At 62.7% G+C, this 16,749-nt stretch carries 13 protein-coding genes; 4 read left to right on the top strand and 9 right to left on the bottom strand.

The window, feature by feature from the left end:
- Positions 1-6: 6 nt before the first annotated feature.
- Positions 7-993, bottom strand: a complete 987-nt coding sequence (locus AC6CH8_RS17930) for an ABC transporter substrate-binding protein (RefSeq protein WP_179017791.1) — start codon at positions 991-993, stop codon at positions 7-9.
- Between the two features lie 284 nt (positions 994-1,277).
- Between AC6CH8_RS17930 and AC6CH8_RS17925 the strand changes: the two genes are divergently transcribed.
- A complete protein-coding gene (locus AC6CH8_RS17925; RefSeq protein WP_026005610.1) occupies positions 1,278-2,267 on the top strand; it encodes an LLM class flavin-dependent oxidoreductase in 990 nt (329 codons plus the stop codon).
- A gap of 10 nt (positions 2,268-2,277) precedes the next feature.
- Here the strand turns inward: AC6CH8_RS17925 and AC6CH8_RS17920 are convergent, their stop codons facing one another.
- The 6 genes from AC6CH8_RS17920 to AC6CH8_RS17895 form a co-directional block, all read right to left on the bottom strand.
- On the bottom strand, positions 2,278-3,714 hold the full coding sequence (locus AC6CH8_RS17920; protein ID WP_498191710.1) for an amidase: 1,437 nt from the start codon (positions 3,712-3,714) through the stop codon (positions 2,278-2,280).
- Positions 3,711-4,943: a M20 family metallo-hydrolase gene (locus tag AC6CH8_RS17915; RefSeq protein ID WP_498191709.1), complete on the bottom strand. Its 1,233-nt coding sequence runs from the start codon at positions 4,941-4,943 to the stop codon at positions 3,711-3,713. The genes AC6CH8_RS17920 and AC6CH8_RS17915 overlap by 4 nt, the downstream gene beginning before the upstream one ends.
- A 44-nt stretch (positions 4,944-4,987) precedes the next feature.
- Complete coding sequence (locus AC6CH8_RS17910) at positions 4,988-6,349, bottom strand: MFS transporter (RefSeq protein WP_498191708.1); 1,362 nt, start codon at positions 6,347-6,349, stop codon at positions 4,988-4,990.
- Entirely contained in the window at positions 6,346-6,495 is a 150-nt protein-coding gene (locus tag AC6CH8_RS17905) for a hypothetical protein (protein ID WP_475037672.1), read from the bottom strand. The genes AC6CH8_RS17910 and AC6CH8_RS17905 overlap by 4 nt, the downstream gene beginning before the upstream one ends.
- A 195-nt stretch (positions 6,496-6,690) precedes the next feature.
- Positions 6,691-7,608, bottom strand: a complete 918-nt coding sequence (locus tag AC6CH8_RS17900) for a LysR family transcriptional regulator (RefSeq protein WP_091469746.1) — start codon at positions 7,606-7,608, stop codon at positions 6,691-6,693.
- A 29-nt stretch (positions 7,609-7,637) separates the two neighbouring features.
- Positions 7,638-9,308: a PucR family transcriptional regulator gene (locus AC6CH8_RS17895; protein WP_498191707.1), complete on the bottom strand. Its 1,671-nt coding sequence runs from the start codon at positions 9,306-9,308 to the stop codon at positions 7,638-7,640.
- A gap of 119 nt (positions 9,309-9,427) precedes the next feature.
- Between AC6CH8_RS17895 and AC6CH8_RS17890 the strand changes: the two genes are divergently transcribed.
- The 3 genes from AC6CH8_RS17890 to AC6CH8_RS17880 all read left to right on the top strand — a co-directional run bounded on the left by AC6CH8_RS17890 (position 9,428) and on the right by AC6CH8_RS17880 (position 15,094).
- A complete protein-coding gene (locus AC6CH8_RS17890; RefSeq protein ID WP_498191706.1) occupies positions 9,428-10,915 on the top strand; it encodes a CoA-acylating methylmalonate-semialdehyde dehydrogenase in 1,488 nt (495 codons plus the stop codon).
- A gap of 26 nt (positions 10,916-10,941) precedes the next feature.
- Positions 10,942-12,303: an aspartate aminotransferase family protein gene (locus AC6CH8_RS17885; RefSeq protein WP_498191705.1), complete on the top strand. Its 1,362-nt coding sequence runs from the start codon at positions 10,942-10,944 to the stop codon at positions 12,301-12,303.
- Between the two features lie 154 nt (positions 12,304-12,457).
- On the top strand, positions 12,458-15,094 hold the full coding sequence (locus AC6CH8_RS17880) for a trehalase-like domain-containing protein (protein WP_498191704.1): 2,637 nt from the start codon (positions 12,458-12,460) through the stop codon (positions 15,092-15,094).
- Between the two features lie 78 nt (positions 15,095-15,172).
- Here AC6CH8_RS17880 and AC6CH8_RS17875 read toward each other — a convergent pair whose 3' ends face one another.
- Both AC6CH8_RS17875 and panD read right to left on the bottom strand, forming a co-directional pair.
- Positions 15,173-16,099, bottom strand: a complete 927-nt coding sequence (locus tag AC6CH8_RS17875) for an AEC family transporter (RefSeq protein WP_498191703.1) — start codon at positions 16,097-16,099, stop codon at positions 15,173-15,175.
- Between the two features lie 160 nt (positions 16,100-16,259).
- Positions 16,260-16,691, bottom strand: coding sequence for an aspartate 1-decarboxylase (panD, locus tag AC6CH8_RS17870; protein WP_498191702.1), 432 nt, complete (start codon positions 16,689-16,691; stop codon positions 16,260-16,262).
- Between the last annotated feature and the right edge of the window lie 58 nt (positions 16,692-16,749).

The following is a 16,749-nucleotide window of genomic DNA, read 5'->3' as shown; positions in this document are numbered from 1 at the left end:
GCGAGCCTACTTCTTGGGCAGGCCTGCCGGGTTCAGCTCGGACGCCGGAATGGCCTCGGAGGAGAGTCCCCAGCGGTCCAGGATCTTGCCGTAGTTGCCGTCCTTGATGAGGGTGTTGAGTGCAGCCTGGGCGGCGACGGCGAGTCCGTTGCCCTTCTGGGTTGTGAAGGCAATTTCGGCCTTCAGCGGCCAGCCGCCTTCTAGCGTGCCCACTTCCTTGGTCTTTCCATCTTTCGCAGCCTTGTACGCCGCGGAGGCATTGGGTCCGAACGTCAGGTCCGCGCGGCCTGACTGGAGGGCGAGCTGGGAGGCGGAGTCGTCGTCGTAATACTGGAACTCAACCGGCTTCAAACCGTTTTTCTTGTTCTCCTCGTCCCAGCGCACCAAGATGGCTTCCTGATTGGTGCCCGAGCCGACGATGATGCGCTTCCCGGCCACGTCCTTGGCTTCCTTGATGGTGGAGATGTCCGAGTCGGTCTTGGCGTAGAAGCCCAGGAGGTCGTTGCGGTACGTGGCAAAATCGAACTTCTCCTTACGGGCCTCGGTCACAGTGACGTTGGAGAGGACGGCCTCGTACTTGCCGGATTCGACGCCAAGCGGCCAGTCGGCCCACGCTACGGGCAGCACTTCCACCTGAAGGCCCAGGCTCTCACCCACTGCGTAGGCGATGTCCACTTCGCTGCCAATGAGGGTCTTGTTGTCCGTGGCAAACGTGCTCAACGGCGGAGTGCCGCCGGTGGTCACCACGGTCAGCTTGCCGTCCGCTTTGATGGCGTCCGGAACCAATGCGGCCGCGGCTGAGTCCACAGACACCTTGATGCGGTCCTGCTGCGGGGTCAGGTTGAACTCTTTGGTGCTTGATGAAGCGCTCGACGCCGGAGCGGTCGCCCCCGTTGCGGCCGTCGCCCCGGGATCGGAGCAGGCCGCCAGCCCCAGTAACGCCGTAGCGGCCAGCGCCGCGGTGGCGCCGGTCTTGAGAGCAAAGCGTGCCATTATTTCTCCTTGGATTGCCCGAATCGGGAAGTCTGATGCGTCCTTGTGGCTGCAACTATCCGGCAGCTCCTGGGAAGCGGTCAAAGCGATCTGAAACGCTGGGATACAGGGGTTCACGGCGGTTAATCGGGCGTCGAACGGGGTCACAAAACCGTTCCCTGGAACTTGGGTAACCACAGCGCGACGCAACTCACAGAAATAAGCCGGGTGTCGTCGTCGTTGTCGCTAGAGTGCCCGGCAATCAACCGTGCGGGCACAAAAAAACGTACCGAAAGGCCTTTCCTGTGACTGTTCCTCTTTCCATCCTCGACCTGGCAACCATCGGGAAGGGCCAGACGGTGGCGGAAAGCCTCGCGGGCAGCGTGGCCATGGCGCAGAAGGCCGAAGAGTTGGGTTATCGCCGGGTCTGGTACGCCGAGCACCACAACATGTCCGCGATTGCCTCCTCCGCTACCAGCGTGCTGATCGCCCACGTCGCCGCCCACACCAAAACCATCCGCCTGGGTGCCGGTGGCGTCATGCTGCCCAACCACTCGCCGCTGACCATCGCTGAGCAGTTCGGCACGTTGGAGACGCTGCACCCGGGGCGGATCGACCTCGGTCTTGGCCGTGCCCCCGGCAGTGACCAAAACACCATGCGTGCGCTGCGCCGCGACCACACGTCCTCGGACAGGTTCCCGCAGGATGTCCTGGAACTGCAGGGCTACCTCACTGGTCCCACCCGCATCCAAGGTGTTGAAGCGACGCCAGGCAAGGGCACCAACGTGCCGCTGTACATCCTGGGGTCCTCGCTGTTCGGCGCCCAGTTGGCCGCCCAGTTGGGCCTTCCGTACGCTTTCGCTTCGCACTTTGCTCCTGCCGCGCTTCAGGATGCCGTAGCTGTTTATCGCCGTGAATTCCAGCCCTCGGACCAGCTGTCCGAGCCTCACGTGATCGCCGGAGTGAACGTTACCGCCGCGGATTCCAACGCCGAGGCCCAGGCCATCCACCTCGCCGTGAAGCGCGCCCGTGTCTCACTGTTCTTTGGTGGCGGTCGCGAATTCACCGACGACGAAGCAGACATGGTGCTCGATTCCCCGCAGGGCCAGCACATCGCCCAGATGATGAAGTTCTCCGCCGTGGGCACCAAAGATGTGGTGCGCGATTACCTCGACGAGTTCGCGGCGTTCGCTGATGCCGATGAACTGATCGTGGCGCACCAGAGCATTGGCACCGAAGAGCGCCTGCGGTCGGTGGAACTCGTGGCCGAGGTCGCGGGGCTGGTGAGCGCGTAGGGTAGCTCCGCTACCCGGAGTGCCCCGCGAATTCGGGTGCCATGGGGTGGCGATCAGCCCAGGGAAGTACGGATTCCACGGCTGCGCCGATGTGGAATACGGTTGCGTCATCGAACGGATGTCCCACGATCTGCACCCCTGTGGGAATACCGCAGTCTGCCATGCCGCTGGGAACGGCCAGGACCGGGCATCGATTGGCAATGTTGAACGGCGCGGTCATATGTGCCTGCCAGTAATGGCTGAGGTGTTGGCCGTTGGCGTCGATTCCGTTGAGATAGTCGGCGTCGGCTTCCAGAGCTGGAATAGCCGACGCCGGACACAGCAGCGCGTTGAACCCGGTCATGGCCTCTGCCAGCTGCGCCTGCAGGAGGGTTTCGGCGCGCAGCCCATCGACATATCGGTTGGCCTTGGCTGCCGCGCGGGCATCAGCCATGAAGCGCCTGGTGTAGGCGGCGAGCTGCGGCTCGCTACCGGCCGTTTCGTCCTCCATGGCCGGACCCAGCAGATATCCGAAGTGCGTGAACATGGTTCTGCTGATTTCCTCGACAGTCCAAGGGAGGACGATCTCCTCCACCACGGCCCCCGCCGCCGTCAGAGCTTCCGCCACTCGACGGGTGTTGGCCTCGACGTCGGGAGCTACCGGGTAATTGCCCAAGCGTAGGCAAAGCGCGATCCGCAAACCGGCCACCGCTGCCGGATCCGGAGTTATGGACGAAGTGTCGGCCACCGTGGTGTGATCACCGGGGTGCCGCCCGGACATGATGTTCGCCAGCAATGCCGTGTCTGCCACGGTACGTGCCATGGGCCCATCACCACGGTAGTGGTCCGCTGACAACGGGGCTAACCCTGGAATCCTTCCGTAGGGCGCCTTGTAGCCAACGGTTCCAGTGAACGACGCCGGCAACCGTGTTGATCCAGCGATGTCGGACGCCGTAGCCAGGGGCGCGAACCCGGCAGCCAACGCCGCACCCGAACCTCCCGATGACCCACCGGGGGAGAACTGTTGGTTCCACGGGTTTCGGGTGACACCCCAGAGCGGGCTGTGCGTGACAGTGGCGCAGCTCAATTCCGGCGTGGTGGTTCGGGCATGGATGATCCCGCCGGCCCGTCGAATCCTGTCAATCACAGGATGGTCGGACTCTGCAATGGTGTCCTTCCGCATCACGAGACCTTGGGAAAGCGTGCGGCCTTGGAGCCCGTGCTTTTCCTTTGCGGCCACCGGCAATCCAAGCAGGGGAGTAATGTCCCGGCCTCGGGCATACTGGGTGGCTGCCTTTCGTGCCGCCGGCAGGGCTTCCTCAAAGAGTGTCTCAGTCAGCGCATTGACGCCGCCGTTTACCTCCCCGATGCGGTCGATCACCGCTTGCAGTAGTTCCACCGGAGAGAGCTCACGGCGCCGGAACAGACCCAGGGCCGTACTGGCGTCGAGGTAGTGCAACGCGGTCATGCCAGCTCTCCCTGCACCAGTTCCCGGGCAACACCCGTCAGCATCTGCACGCCCGTCACCATGTCCTCGTCGCTGGTGAATTCGCGCTCGCAGTGGGATACGCCGTCCACGCTCGGGATAAACAACATCACCGACGGAACGGCCGTGTTCATGGCCACGGAATCGTGCCCGGCCATGGTCTGGATGCGGCGGGAAGACAGCCCAAGGTTGGCCGCGATCTTGGCTGATAGTTCCAGCCCGGCTTCCGGGAAACGTCGGATGGGGCGGATGTCGAAGTCTTTGATGTTGACTTTGATGTCATGTTCAGCGGCCAGTTTCCCGATGTCGGCCAGCAACCTGGCGCGGGCTGCATTGACGATCTCCGGGTCGCCCGACCTCAAATCCGCCACCAGGTGCACACGACGTGCGACGACGATGGGCGAGTTGGGCTCCAACGTCAGCTGGCCTACGGAAGAGACCAATGCTTCCTCGTCGAAGTCGTTGGTGACCTCGTGGACCATCAGGATGATTTTCGATGCCGCCACCAGGGCATCGTGCCGGTCTGCCATGGCGGTGGCACCAGTGTGGGACTGTTCGCCCAGCACTTCAATGTCCAGCTTCTGCGTGTACCAGCTGCTGTCCACCAAACCGATGCTGATTCCTTCCCGTTCCAGGATGCGGCCCTGCTCTATATGGATTTCCGCATAGCCCGCGGCCTTCGGTCCCGCGTCCGTGCCCAGGTAACCAATGCCTTCCAACGCCTCACGGACTGAGACGCCCTGGAGATCTTTGACGGACAACATCTGTTCACGGTCAAACAGCCCCGTGAAAACGGAACTTCCCATGACGGATGGTGCGAACCTGCCGCCTTCCTCGTTGAACCAGTTGACGACGGCCAGGTTGAAGCGGGGCGCAGTGCCGGCCGCCCTGACTTCGAGGTCAATGGCCCTGGCTGCGTGCAGGGCGGCAATCACGCCGTAGGCGCCGTCGAACCGGCCACCCAACGGCTGGCTGTCCAGATGGGAACCGATCAGGATGAAGGGCGCCCCGGGCGTCCACTCAAGCAGCCCGAACATATTGCCGATGCCATCCACCTGAAGCTGCCATCCGGCGTCGTGAATCCACTGCCCAAACCAGGCGCGGGTCTTGGCATCATCCGGCGTTGCGGCCTGGCGGTCGACGCCGTTGTTAGCTGTGGCGCCGATGGTGGCCACATGGTGGAAGTCCTGAAGGAAAGCGGAGGAAGTCATGGGGGTCCTTAGAGTGCTTGGAAGTGCAGTGGGTGCGGTGGGTCTCAGCCCATGCGGCCGCGGGTCTCAGGCACCTTGGTGAAGAGGATCAGGAGAAGTACGACGGCGGCAGCTGCCGCCATGTAGAGGCCTGGCGCATGCGGTACCCCGGTAGCGCCTACCAGTGCGGTGCCGATCAGTGGAGCGGTGCCGCCGAAGATCGCGTAGGCGCCGTTGTAACTGACAGCTGCCGAGGTGAAGCGTGTCTTGGTGGTGAAGATTTCGACGAAGAACGTGTAGCAGCCGCCACCGTAGATGCAGAGTGCCACCACGAAGATTGATTGGCCGAGCAGTGCAAGGGGCAGGCTGCCGCTGGTCACGAGCATGAAGCTCGGGATGGACAGCAAAGCCAGGGCAGCGGAACCGGCGATCAACATTGGCTTGCGGCCGAAACGATCCCCGAGTCGCCCGCCGATCGGCAGGAGTACGGCATAGAGTGCCAGTGCCGCGGCGTTGACCATCAGTGACTGCTCGCGGCTTAGTTTTCCCGTCGTCTGGACATAGGAGACGAAGTAGGCGGAGAGAAAGTAAAAGCCCATTGCTGTCAGGCCCATCACGAAGATGACCTGCAACATGCGGAGCTTGTTTTCGCGGAAGGCCTCGCGAATGGGGCTGAACTCCTTGGTCTGCCCGGACTGTGCCTTCTTGAAGACATCGCTTTCTTCGGTGCGGCTACGGATCCACACTCCGAACAAGGCAAGGGGGAGGGCGAGCAGGAACGGCAAGCGCCAGCCCCATTCCATGAACGCCGAATTGGGCATGGATTGGCTGAGGATCAGGATCATGGAGCCCGCCACCACCGATGGCAGCGCCGTTGCTGCGATGGTGATGTTGAGCCAGAAACCACGTTTGCTGACGGGCGCATGTTCGAACACGAAGGACGGCGCACCAACGGATTCGCCACCCGCGGAGAATCCTTGGATCAGCCGGCAGAGGACCAGAAGGGCCGGTGCCCAAGCTCCGATTTGGGCGTACGTGGGGAGCAGCCCCATGAGGGCCGTGGCTCCGCCGATCGCGATGAGGGTGATGGTGAGGACCCGGCGCCGACCGATCCGGTCACCCAGTGCGCCGAAGAACAGGCCGCCCAGGGGGCGGACCACGAAAGCCACGCCGAACGTGGCGAACGTGGCCAGCATTGCCGTCAGCGGGTTGCTGCCCGGGAAGAAGAGTTGAGAGAACACCACGGCCGTGAGGCCGTAGAGGGTGAAGTCGTAGAACTCGATGAACTGGCCGACGCTGCCGCCAGCCAGGACACGCTTCTGCATGGCTGTGGACTTGTGATGGGGCTGGACATTGCCGGTGGTGGTGGGCGTCGACGGTGCCGGATCATGGGCCGATTCTTGCTCGGCAAGCTTATTGAGGGTCATGACTGCCACGCTAGGGTGCTCAGATTTCCTGCTGCCGATTCGGTGTTTCGGCTGTGGGAAATGATTTCGGCGAATATTGCTTCGTTGTTGCGGATGGGTCCGTGGGCCGAAACCACACGGACACTTTCTACGCTGTTCTGAACCATCGAATCTCCTCTGATCAAGATGGCAAACGGAGGTCCAGCTGAGGTGACGTTTACTGCAACGGCGGGCACTTTGGGGTATTTACCCGGTAGTGCAGAAGCTGGACTGGTTCAACCTTCGGTGACGCGGATCACATCTGTCCAATTGATTGTTTTTGATTCTGCGATCGACTTATTCGATAACCCAGTTGTCGGGACCTAGTCCCGGACGGCGCCGTACAACTTCAGGCAGGTCTCTTCGAAAGCCAACACCCGTTGGGTGGCCTGGACTCCTTCCGGCCGGACCAACATCACCTCGATCGGCGGGAAAGCATCCGTCAATGCCAGAGGGACTACCTTTCCACCTGAGTAGGTGACGTCACTGTGCAGCCGCTGATTGAGGATGGCATAGCCGTGGCCCTTGGCAACGAATGAGCGTACGGTCTCATAACCTGCGAATCGGTGCCGGACATTCTGGACTACTCCGGCCATGGCATAGAGCTGCTCGTAGTACTCCCGGCTATGCGGAAGGTCCAGCACTACGGAAGGCTCGCCGTCGAGCTCCATCAGTGAGATTTCACGTTCCGGGCGGCCCGCCGCCGGATGCCCCTCATGGACCAGGATGTGTGGCGGAACCCGCTCCACCACCTTGTACGCGAAACCCTTGCCAAGGCCCAGGCCGTAGGTGAGGGCGACATCGCAACGGCCATCCATCAGTGCGTCCTGCAACGTAGCCAGATCCGCCTCCAGAATGGAAACCTCGACGCCGGGATGCCGGCTTTCGAACGTCTGCAGGATGGCAGGAAGGCGGAAAGGCGCCAGCGGGGCGAAGACGCCAACTTTCAGCTCGCCAACCAGCGTGGTGGACAGGCCTCGCGCGGACTCATACAGCGAATCTGCCTGCTCAAGGAAGGACTTGATGTCTTTGGCGAATTGCCGGCCGCTCTGTGTCAGTCGAAGGCCCCGGGACTTATGGCGAACGAACAGCTGCGTGGCCAGGCTCGTTTCCAACTGGGCCATCGCCGCGGATAGCGCAGACTGCGTCACCATCAGTCGCTGGGCCGCTGCCGTCATGTTCTCGAGTTCCGCCACCACGGCGAAGTACCGCAGCTGCGTGAGGGTGAAGGGTTTTGCCATCCGTCCATGGTCGCACCTAAGGCGCCCGGTTACTGGCCCCGGATGAGGTGCGCCAGGAGCGCCACATGCAGTGAGGTTCGCGATTCGGCGTCGTCCAGGTCCACGGCCAGCAGTTCCTCCAACTTGGCGAGCCGGGCATAAAGAGTAGGGCGGCTCAGGTAACCGCTGCGCGCCATGGCTGCTTTGTTGCCACCGGACCCGAGGTAAAGCCCCAGCAGTTCCAGATACTCGCCCTTGCCCTCGGCGTCCGCTTGGAGGACGGCTGACAACTCCGACTCCACGAATTGCTGAACGCGTGGGTCCTTGCGCAGGAGGGCCAGGAGCCCGCGAAGGCGCACATCTGTAGCCCGATAGTAGGGCTTGCCCGCTTCCCGGAGCGTAGCGGCACTCTCCGCTACATGGGCGGCTTCGTCGATGCCGGCTGCGGCTTCCAAAAGCGTTGCCTTCATGCGGCCCACTCCAATGATCCATGCAGGGGGCACCGCGGAATTGGGTAGGGCGTTGGAGGTCGCATCAGCCCCTGGCCCTGCTGCGGCCCCGGCCAGGATTTGCAGGGTCGCCTCCTCTTGCTGGCGGGCGGGGAGGGCGAGGATCATCCCCACCGAACCGGACTGGATGCTTGCCACCAAAGCTGTGCCGGCGCTGGACTTCAACGCCTTGGCCAGCCGCTCGAGAAGTTCGCGTTCGTCCTGCTGCCCGGCGAAGGGGTCCGCGGGCAGGACGGGGGAACCCCAAGCCTGCAGGGCGGTCCGGAAAACCAGAGGAACGTAGTAGGACGAGCGTTTCAAACCCAAGGAACCCGCCCGCGCAAGTGCCTCCGCTTCGCTGAGTCCACGGGGCTGGCGGAGCGCGTTCAGGAGTCCGGCCTGTGCGTTATGGCTGAGCTCGCGTTGATCGCGATCCGCCAAACGGTTGATCGCCAGGGTCTGGGCGGCCCGCTCAAGAACCATGATCGCCATGTCTTCGTCGGCGCCGAAAGCCGCGGACGGCATGGGCACTACCAGCCTGCCCCAGACTTGTTGCCGTACTCCCACTGCTGCCTGCAGCCATCGCTCTGGTCCGGACCGTCCGGTGTGTGCCGGGAAGGGAGTGGTCCTGGATCGTCGCTCCCAGTCGTCCAGAAGATCCGTGGTGGACACGTGGTGACCCGCGTAGGCAAGCACCAAGTGCGAAAGGTCCTCCAGCACCACTGAAGCCCCAATCATGGTGGCTGCTTGCTCCACGACGCGTTGGGTGTCGGCACTTTCCAGGCTCAGCACGGTGAATGCTTCGTGGACGTCCCGGGCGCGTTCCACGCGCTCCAGCTGTTCAGCCACGATCATCCTGTGGACGATCTCCGTGACCTGGACGAACCGCACCCGATGTTCCACAACAACCACCGGCAATGTTGCCGTACGGGCGGCTTTCTCCAAGGCCGTTCGGCTGCGTTGGCGCTGCCCGACCAGTTCCACGATCAATCCTGCGGCTCCGGCCTCCTCCAGTGACCGGATGAACGACGCCGATTCTTCCGGGGATTTTTCCAGCTCCAGTCCCGTGGTCAGAACCAGTTCCCCCCCGGACAGCAGGTTGCCGACGTCGAGGATTTCGCTGACGTGCACCCAACGAACGGGCGCGTCCAATCCCGTTGTGCCGCCAAGGACCTTGGGAGCGGCGGCTCGCAGCACTGGAAGCCCGAGGATGGCGCGAACGGTAGGCAGCATTTACACAGTGTAAGGCTCGCCGAGGTTTCCTTTACACATGGGCTCTTCTGGGCGGACGTCACGACGGACAGACTTATTCCAACCTTCGAAAACACCCCCCCCTGCACCAAGGAGAACTCTTGAACACCATCGAGCACTGGATCAACGGCAGCTACGTCCCCGCCGGCGACCGCACAGCTCCCGTCACAAACCCAGCCACGGGAAAGGTGACCGGGCAGGTTGCTTTGGCCAGCGTCGAGGACGGTCATGCCGCCGTCGCCTCCGCGAAAGCTGCTTTCCCGGCATGGCGCGATACCTCCTTGGCTCGCCGCACCCAGATCCTTTTCGCTTTCCGTGAGCTCCTCAACTCCCGAAAGGATGAGCTCGCGGCGATTATCACCTCCGAGCACGGCAAGGTCTTGGATGATGCCCTGGGCGAGGTAACCCGTGGACAGGAAGTGGTGGAGTTCGCTTGCGGTATTCCGCACCTGCTCAAGGGCAGCTACACGGAGAACGCCTCAACCAAAGTGGACATCCATTCCATCCGGCAGGCACTGGGTCCTGTGGCAATCATCAGCCCGTTCAACTTCCCGGCAATGGTTCCCATGTGGTTCTTCCCGATTGCGATCGCGGCAGGCAACACCGTCATCATCAAGCCCAGTGAGAAGGATCCCACGGCCGTCAATTGGGTCGCCGAGCTCTGGAAAGAAGCCGGCCTGCCCGACGGCGTCTTCAATGTCCTTCACGGTGACAAGGTGGCGGTTGATACCCTGCTGACGCACCCGGACGTCAAGGCCGTTTCCTTCGTGGGCTCCACTCCGATCGCCAAGTACGTGTACGAGACCGCCACCGCCCATGGCAAGCGGGTCCAGGCCCTGGGCGGCGCTAAGAACCATATGATTGTCCTTCCCGACGCCGATCTTGACCTCGCTGCCGACGCCGCCATTAACGCAGGGTTCGGTTCCGCTGGTGAACGGTGCATGGCTGTCTCAGCGCTCCTGGCCGTGGGCGACGTCGCCGATGCGCTGGTGGACAAAATCGCTGATCGTGCCCGCAGCCTGCGCACCGGCGACGGACTGCGTGGTTGCGACATGGGCCCCCTGGTGACATCCCAGCACAGGGATAAGGTTTCGGGATACGTCGACGCCGGTGAAGCGGCAGGTGCCACGCTCGTCGTCGACGGTCGTGGCGTAGTTCCCGACGCCGAAGGCGACGGCTTCTTCGTGGGCCCCACCCTGTTCGACCACGTCACCACCGATATGTCCATCTACCAGGACGAGATCTTCGGACCCGTGCTCTCGGTGGTCCGGGTGGACAGCTACGACGACGCCCTGGCCACCATCAATGCCAACCCGTACGGCAACGGCACCGCGATTTTCACGAACGACGGCGGTGCAGCCCGCCGCTTCGAGAACGAAGTTGAGGTGGGAATGGTGGGCATCAACGTCCCCGTCCCGGTGCCCATGGCCTACTACTCATTTGGCGGGTGGAAGAACTCCCTGTTCGGAGATACCCATGCCCACGGTTCTGAAGGTGTCGGATTCTTCACCCGAGGCAAGGCCGTCACCACCCGCTGGCTGGATCCCAGCCACGGCGGAATCAACCTCGGCTTCCCCCAAAACTCCTAAGCGCCGACGACGTCAGGACAGCCACCATGACCGCCACCCTTGAACCAACACAAACGGACCGCGAGGCAGCCCAACGCGCCTACGACCTGGACCGCAAGCACGTCTTCCACTCCTGGTCTGCGCAGGACACGCTGGACCCCATGGTCATCAGCGCAGCAGAGGGCTCACACCTCTGGGACGGAGAGGGCAACAAGTACCTGGACTTCTCTTCGCAGCTGGTCAACACCAACATCGGACACCAGCACCCGGCCGTAGTCGCGGCGATCGCCGCGCAGGCAGCAAAACTGTGCACCATTGCTCCCAGCTATGTGAACGACGCCCGATCCGAAGCCGCACGGCTGATCGCCGAGCGGACCCCGGGGGAGTTGGACAGGATCTTCTTCACCAACGGCGGGGCAGATGCCAATGAGCACGCCGTCCGAATGGCCAGGCTGCACACTGGCCGCCATAAGGTCCTTTCCGCCTACCGCTCGTACCATGGCGGAACGCAATTGGCAGTCAATATCACCGGTGATCCACGGAGATGGGCCAGTGACAACGGCTCCGCGGGCACCATTCACTTCTTCCCGCCATACCTCTACCGCACGGCGTTCCACTCCACCACCGAGGAAGAGGAAGCCCAGAGGGCATTGGAGCACCTGGAACAGCTCATCGAGTTCGAAGGTCCGTCCAGCATCGCTGCGATCATGCTGGAGAGCATCCCCGGAACGGCGGGCATCTACGTTCCTCCGGCCGGATACATGCAAGGCGTTCGGGAGCTGTGCACCAAGTACGGCATCGTCTCCATAGCCGATGAGGTCATGGCTGGCTTCGGACGCACAGGCAAGTGGTTCGCCGTCGAGCATTTTGACGTTGTCCCGGATCTGATCACCTTCGCCAAAGGCGTGAACTCCGGCTACGTTCCCCTCGGTGGCGTAGCAATTAGTCCGGAAATCGCAGCTACTTTTGGTACCCGCGCCTACCCGGGCGGACTGACCTACTCCGGGCACCCGCTGGCTACGGCGGCCGCCGTAGCCACCATCAATGCCATGGAACGCGAAGGGATGGTGCAGCACGCAGCGAGCCTCGGCACTGACGTGATCGGGCCGGCGCTCGCCGGATTCGCCGAACGTCACCAGTCCGTGGGCGAAGTGCGGGGCCGGGGTGTCTTCTGGGCCATCGAGTTGGTCAAGGACCGTGCCACCCGTGAACCCTTGGCTCCGTACGGTTCTTCCAGCACCGAGATGAACCAACTCGTGGCAGCCTGCAAGTCACGTGGACTCATCCCGTTCGCCAACTTCAACCGTATCCATGTGGTTCCGCCGTGCAATATCAGCGTTGAGGATGCCCGGACGGGCCTGGCCATTCTGGACGAGGTCCTGGACATCGCGGACACGTTCGCGGCTTAGTGGTTGCATCAGGTCCCGCCTCGCTCCGGAAAAGCGAGTGCGGGACCTCGCCGCATAAATCCAAGGAAAAGCTTTACTTAATTGCAATCTACTAGGTAGTCAAGTGAAACCGTCCGGGCGGAAACTGTAGCTATCCGCTTCGGAAGGATTCGCCATGCCTACGCACCTGAACCAGGCAGTAGCCGACTCGGCGCTGCTCATGAAATCGCTCCCGCTTGGCCTCCTTCGCTCTGTCCTCCAGTCTGACGTGGAGAACGGCATCACGCCGCAGCTCTTCGCGGAGCTTAGGGCACTGGCCAGGGTTCCCGGACTGCTGGTGGCGTGCAATTATGGCGGGACGCTCTGCTCCGCTGAGGGCGTGTCGACGGAAACACTGCCGCTGGATAGCGCCGCCGTGGCGCTCCGTGCGCTTGCCGCCTTGCCCAACACGCACACTGCCATCATCTCCGGACGCTCACTGCGGGATCTGGCAGCAGTTTCCCGGCTCCCGGCCGAGGTCCATCTGGTGGGTTCCCATGGCATGGAGTTCGACATGGGCTACGCCTACACACTGTCGCTCGCCACGGAGCAATTGCTTCAGCAGGTGGCCACGGCGCTGACCGAAGCCGTTGCTTTCGAGAAGGGCATCAGTATTGTCCGAAAGCCCGTTGGGGTTGCCGTGCACACCCGGCCGGCGACGCCCGAGGTGGTGGAGCGGGTGATTTTCGTTTCGCAGAAGATCGCCATCGAGTTCGGGCTGTATTTCATCATCGATGGAACGGTGCTGGATTTGACTGTGGAGGAACCAGCCAAAGGCCAGGCGCTGGAGCAGCTCCGGGCGCGGCTTGGGGTAAGTGCTGCGCTGTATGCCGGCGATGCCGAGAGCGACGAAAAAGCGATCGCAACCCTGCGCGGGCCTGACCTCGGATTGCACGTCGGACCGGGAGATACGACGGCGGCCCACACCATCCCGGATCCGGAATCCTTTGCGCACGTGCTGGCTTTGCTGTTCGAACTGCGGCGGGCCTGGCTGTTCGGCGAGGATGCTGTGGGGCTGGAACGGCATTCGATGATTGGCAATGGAACCTCAACGGCGTTGCTCACGCCGGACGCGAAGGTCTGCTGGATGAGCCACCCCTTGCCGGACTCCGGGTCAATATTTGCCCACATTCTTGGGGGTGAGCCAGCTGGGCACTTCAGCATCGAACCCGTGAAGGCGTCGCCGGTACTGGCGCAGCGATATGTGGACAACACCATGATCGTTGAGACGCGCTGGGCCGATGTCACGGTGACCGACTACTTGGAGCCAGCGCCGGAAGGCATCACCAGTTTGGTGCGCGTCCTCTCCGGGACGGGCACTGCGCGCGTAGTGTTTGCGCCCCGGCCGGACTACGCCAACGCGCCCTTCAGCATGGAGATCCGGGGCGACGAAGTCCACATCATGGGTACTTCGGATCCGATCATCCTGTCCGCACCAGGGGTTCAATTCCGGATCAGCAGCGACGGCAAATATGCCACTGCCACCGCTGAAGTTCCCCTCCATCACGGTCCTGTGGTGCTGAACCTTCGCTGCGGTGACACTGAGCCGCTGCCCGCGGACCCTGCGGGGGAGCCAAACCGACGTGCCGGCGTCGGGCGGTCTTCCCGGGAGTGGATCAAGGCACTGCAGCTGCCCACCATCAAAACTTCATTGGTGCGCCGCTCAGCCTTGGTGCTGAAGTCGCTCGTCCACGAGCCCACCGGTGCAGTGCTGGCCGCGCCCACCACGTCGCTGCCTGAGGGCATCGGCGGGACCCGTAACTGGGATTACCGGTATTGCTGGCTGCGTGACGGATCAATGACCGTGAATGCGCTGGTGTCGTTGGGCTCCACCCTGGAAGCCGATGGGTTCCTGGCTTGGCTGGACCGTATCCTCAAGAATGCTCCAGGGCCCGAGTGGCTGCATCCTCTCTATTCGGTGACCGGGGCGCCGCTCTCCACGGAGGCAATCGTGGAAAGCCTTCCCGGTTATGCGGGTTCGCGACCCGTCCGGATCGGCAACGCGGCAGATCATCAGGTGCAGTTGGACGTGTTCGGGCCCATTGCCGAGCTGATCCAGGATCTTGCCGAGCGGCGTGGATTCCTGCCCGATGAACACTGGTACCTGATGGAACAGATGGCACATGCGGTGCTTGCCCGTTGGCACGAGCCCGACCACGGGATTTGGGAAGCCCGCAGGCCCCCGAGGCACCACGTGTACACCAAAGTGATGTGTTGGGTCACGCTGGACAGGGCCCTCCGGGCTGCCGCTTTGCACGGGCGCCCACCCCACGCTGATTGGGCTCCCACTGCCGAAACCATCCGCGAGGAAGTCCTGCGCGAGGGCTGGGATTCGTCGGCAATGTCCTACACGGTGGCTTACGACAGCCCTGACCTAGACGCCGCCGTGCTTCACATAGGCCTTTCCGGCTTGCTGGATGTTCAGGACCAGCGGTTCCTGGACACTGTCACAGCCGTTGAACGCGAGTTGCGTGTGGGGCCCACCGTTTTCCGGTACAGGTACGACGACGGGCTGCCGGGTTTGGAGGGCGGCTTCCACATCTGCACTACCTGGCTGATCGAGGCGTACCTTGCCGTTGGCCGCCTGGATGATGCCCTGGAGCTGTTCAATCAGTTGGTGGCATTGTTCGGACCGACGGGCTTGCTGCCGGAGGAGTACGATCCCGGCACGGAAACTCACCTGGGTAACCATCCGCAGGCATACTCGCACCTGGGCTTCATTCGCTGCGCGCAGCTTCTGGATTACTACTTGGCCAGCGCGGACGTGGAATAACCCAAGTAAGTCGCAGCAGAGCGCGTTTTGAGCGCTGAAAACGCGCACAATTGCGACTCAGTTGGGGAATCGGTGCGGCTACGCGAGCAGCAGGGCCACGGCGATCATGGCCGGCACCGCCACGATGGTGGTGATGAGCACGGTGTCCTTGGCCACGGTGATTCCCGCTTGGTAGCGGTTCGCCGCCACGAAGACGTTCTGTGCTGTCGGCAGGGCGGAGGTAACCACCACGGCAAACAGCGCGTGCCCTTCCATGCCCAGCGCGAAGCGCGCGAACAGGTACGCGATCAACGGGTGGACAATGAGCTTGAACCCGCTGGCCAGCAAAGTATCCAACCTGCGGCCCGCGGCTTTTTGCAGTGGCTTTGATCCGTTCAGGCTCATGCCGAAGGACATCAGCATGGCCGGAATCGCGGCACCGCCAATGAGGTGGATCGGCTCAAGAATCAGCGTCGGGACCTGGAAACCGGTGCCCGCTACCAGGAGGCCAAGCGCCGAGCCCACGATCATGGGGTTCTTCACGATCATCAGCAGGAAGCGGAGGAAAGTGGTGCGGTGGGTGCTGGTGCTGGCGTCGAGGGCCATCAGGTACATGGGCGTGAAGAACGCCAGTTGGAAGATCAACAACGGAGCCACATAACTCGCATCGCCCAGGACAAACACGGCGATGGGGATGCCTAGGTTGGCTGAGTTGGCCAGGGATGCACTCATGGAGGACATCAGCGCTTCCGGCATGGCGCGCTTGAGCCAGAACTTTGCGATCAGGAAGAACAGCAGACCCGTCGCCACGGCGCCTACTGCCGTGACCAGTAGGGGAGCGGCAAAAACGTCGTGCAGTTTGGCCTTGCTCAAGGTCTCGAACAGCAGGGCAGGGCTCGCCACGAAGAACGTCAGCGAACTCAGGACGGACCGGGCGTTCTCGCCCAGGATGTTCCGCCGACCAACAAACATGCCCACCAGGATGATGGCCCACACCACGAAGAACCCGGACAGGACGCCGATCATGGCGCTGTGCGGGCGGAAGCTGGTTGGGTCACGAATGACAGCTTAGCCACAAATGAGATCTGAGTAAGCGCTTTCTCGGGAGAGTTCCGTCATACGGACCCGAAACGCGCCCGACGTCGGCACTCACCTGAGTGCCGACGTCGAACGTTGCTGTGGAGCCTTAGCTGAGGTGCGCTGCGTTCCTGAGCGCGTGCGGCGGGCGCATGAGCCCGGGGGTGTGGCCCTCGGCGGGGTCGTTGCCGAGCTGCAGGATCTTGTTGTCCGTGCCCACGTGGACAACGCGGGGCTCGTAGGTCCGTGCCTCTTCCGTGGTCATCTCCGCGTAGGTGATGAGGATGACGGTATCGCCAACGTGGACCATGTGGGCTGCCGCGCCGTTGATCCCGATCACGCCGGAACCGCGCTCGCCCGCAATCGTGTACGTTTCCAGCCGGGCGCCATTGGTCACATCCACAATGGAGACGAGCTCACCGGGAAGGATGTCGGCTGCGTCCAGAAGGTCCAGGTCGACAGTAACGGAACCGACGTAGTGAAGGTCGGCGTGGGTCACCGTTGCGCGGTGGATCTTGGACTTGAACATTGTGCGGATCATAATGCGACCAGTTTAGCGCGGCACCCTCATCCGGCGCTGTGACGTACCAGACTCCCGG

The organism is Paenarthrobacter sp. GQ52, from assembly GCF_059759005.1.
This window is presented reverse-complemented; position numbering and strand designations above follow the sequence as displayed.

Coding starts and splice junctions, on each gene's coding strand:
- AC6CH8_RS17895 (WP_498191707.1), bottom strand. CDS start 9,308: ATGCTGCCTACCGTTCGCGCCATCCTCGGGCTTCCAGTGCTGCGAGCC.
- AC6CH8_RS17875 (WP_498191703.1), bottom strand. CDS start 16,099: ATGATCGGCGTCCTGTCCGGGTTCTTCGTGGTGTGGGCCATCATCCTG.
- AC6CH8_RS17915 (WP_498191709.1), bottom strand. CDS start 4,943: ATGACTTCCTCCGCTTTCCTTCAGGACTTCCACCATGTGGCCACCATC.
- AC6CH8_RS17930 (WP_179017791.1), bottom strand. CDS start 993: ATGGCACGCTTTGCTCTCAAGACCGGCGCCACCGCGGCGCTGGCCGCT.
- AC6CH8_RS17880 (WP_498191704.1), top strand. CDS start 12,458: ATGCCTACGCACCTGAACCAGGCAGTAGCCGACTCGGCGCTGCTCATG.
- AC6CH8_RS17920 (WP_498191710.1), bottom strand. CDS start 3,714: ATGACCGCGTTGCACTACCTCGACGCCAGTACGGCCCTGGGTCTGTTC.
- AC6CH8_RS17910 (WP_498191708.1), bottom strand. CDS start 6,349: ATGACCCTCAATAAGCTTGCCGAGCAAGAATCGGCCCATGATCCGGCA.
- AC6CH8_RS17900 (WP_091469746.1), bottom strand. CDS start 7,608: ATGGCAAAACCCTTCACCCTCACGCAGCTGCGGTACTTCGCCGTGGTG.
- AC6CH8_RS17905 (WP_475037672.1), bottom strand. CDS start 6,495: ATGGTTCAGAACAGCGTAGAAAGTGTCCGTGTGGTTTCGGCCCACGGA.
- panD (WP_498191702.1), bottom strand. CDS start 16,691: ATGATCCGCACAATGTTCAAGTCCAAGATCCACCGCGCAACGGTGACC.
- AC6CH8_RS17885 (WP_498191705.1), top strand. CDS start 10,942: ATGACCGCCACCCTTGAACCAACACAAACGGACCGCGAGGCAGCCCAA.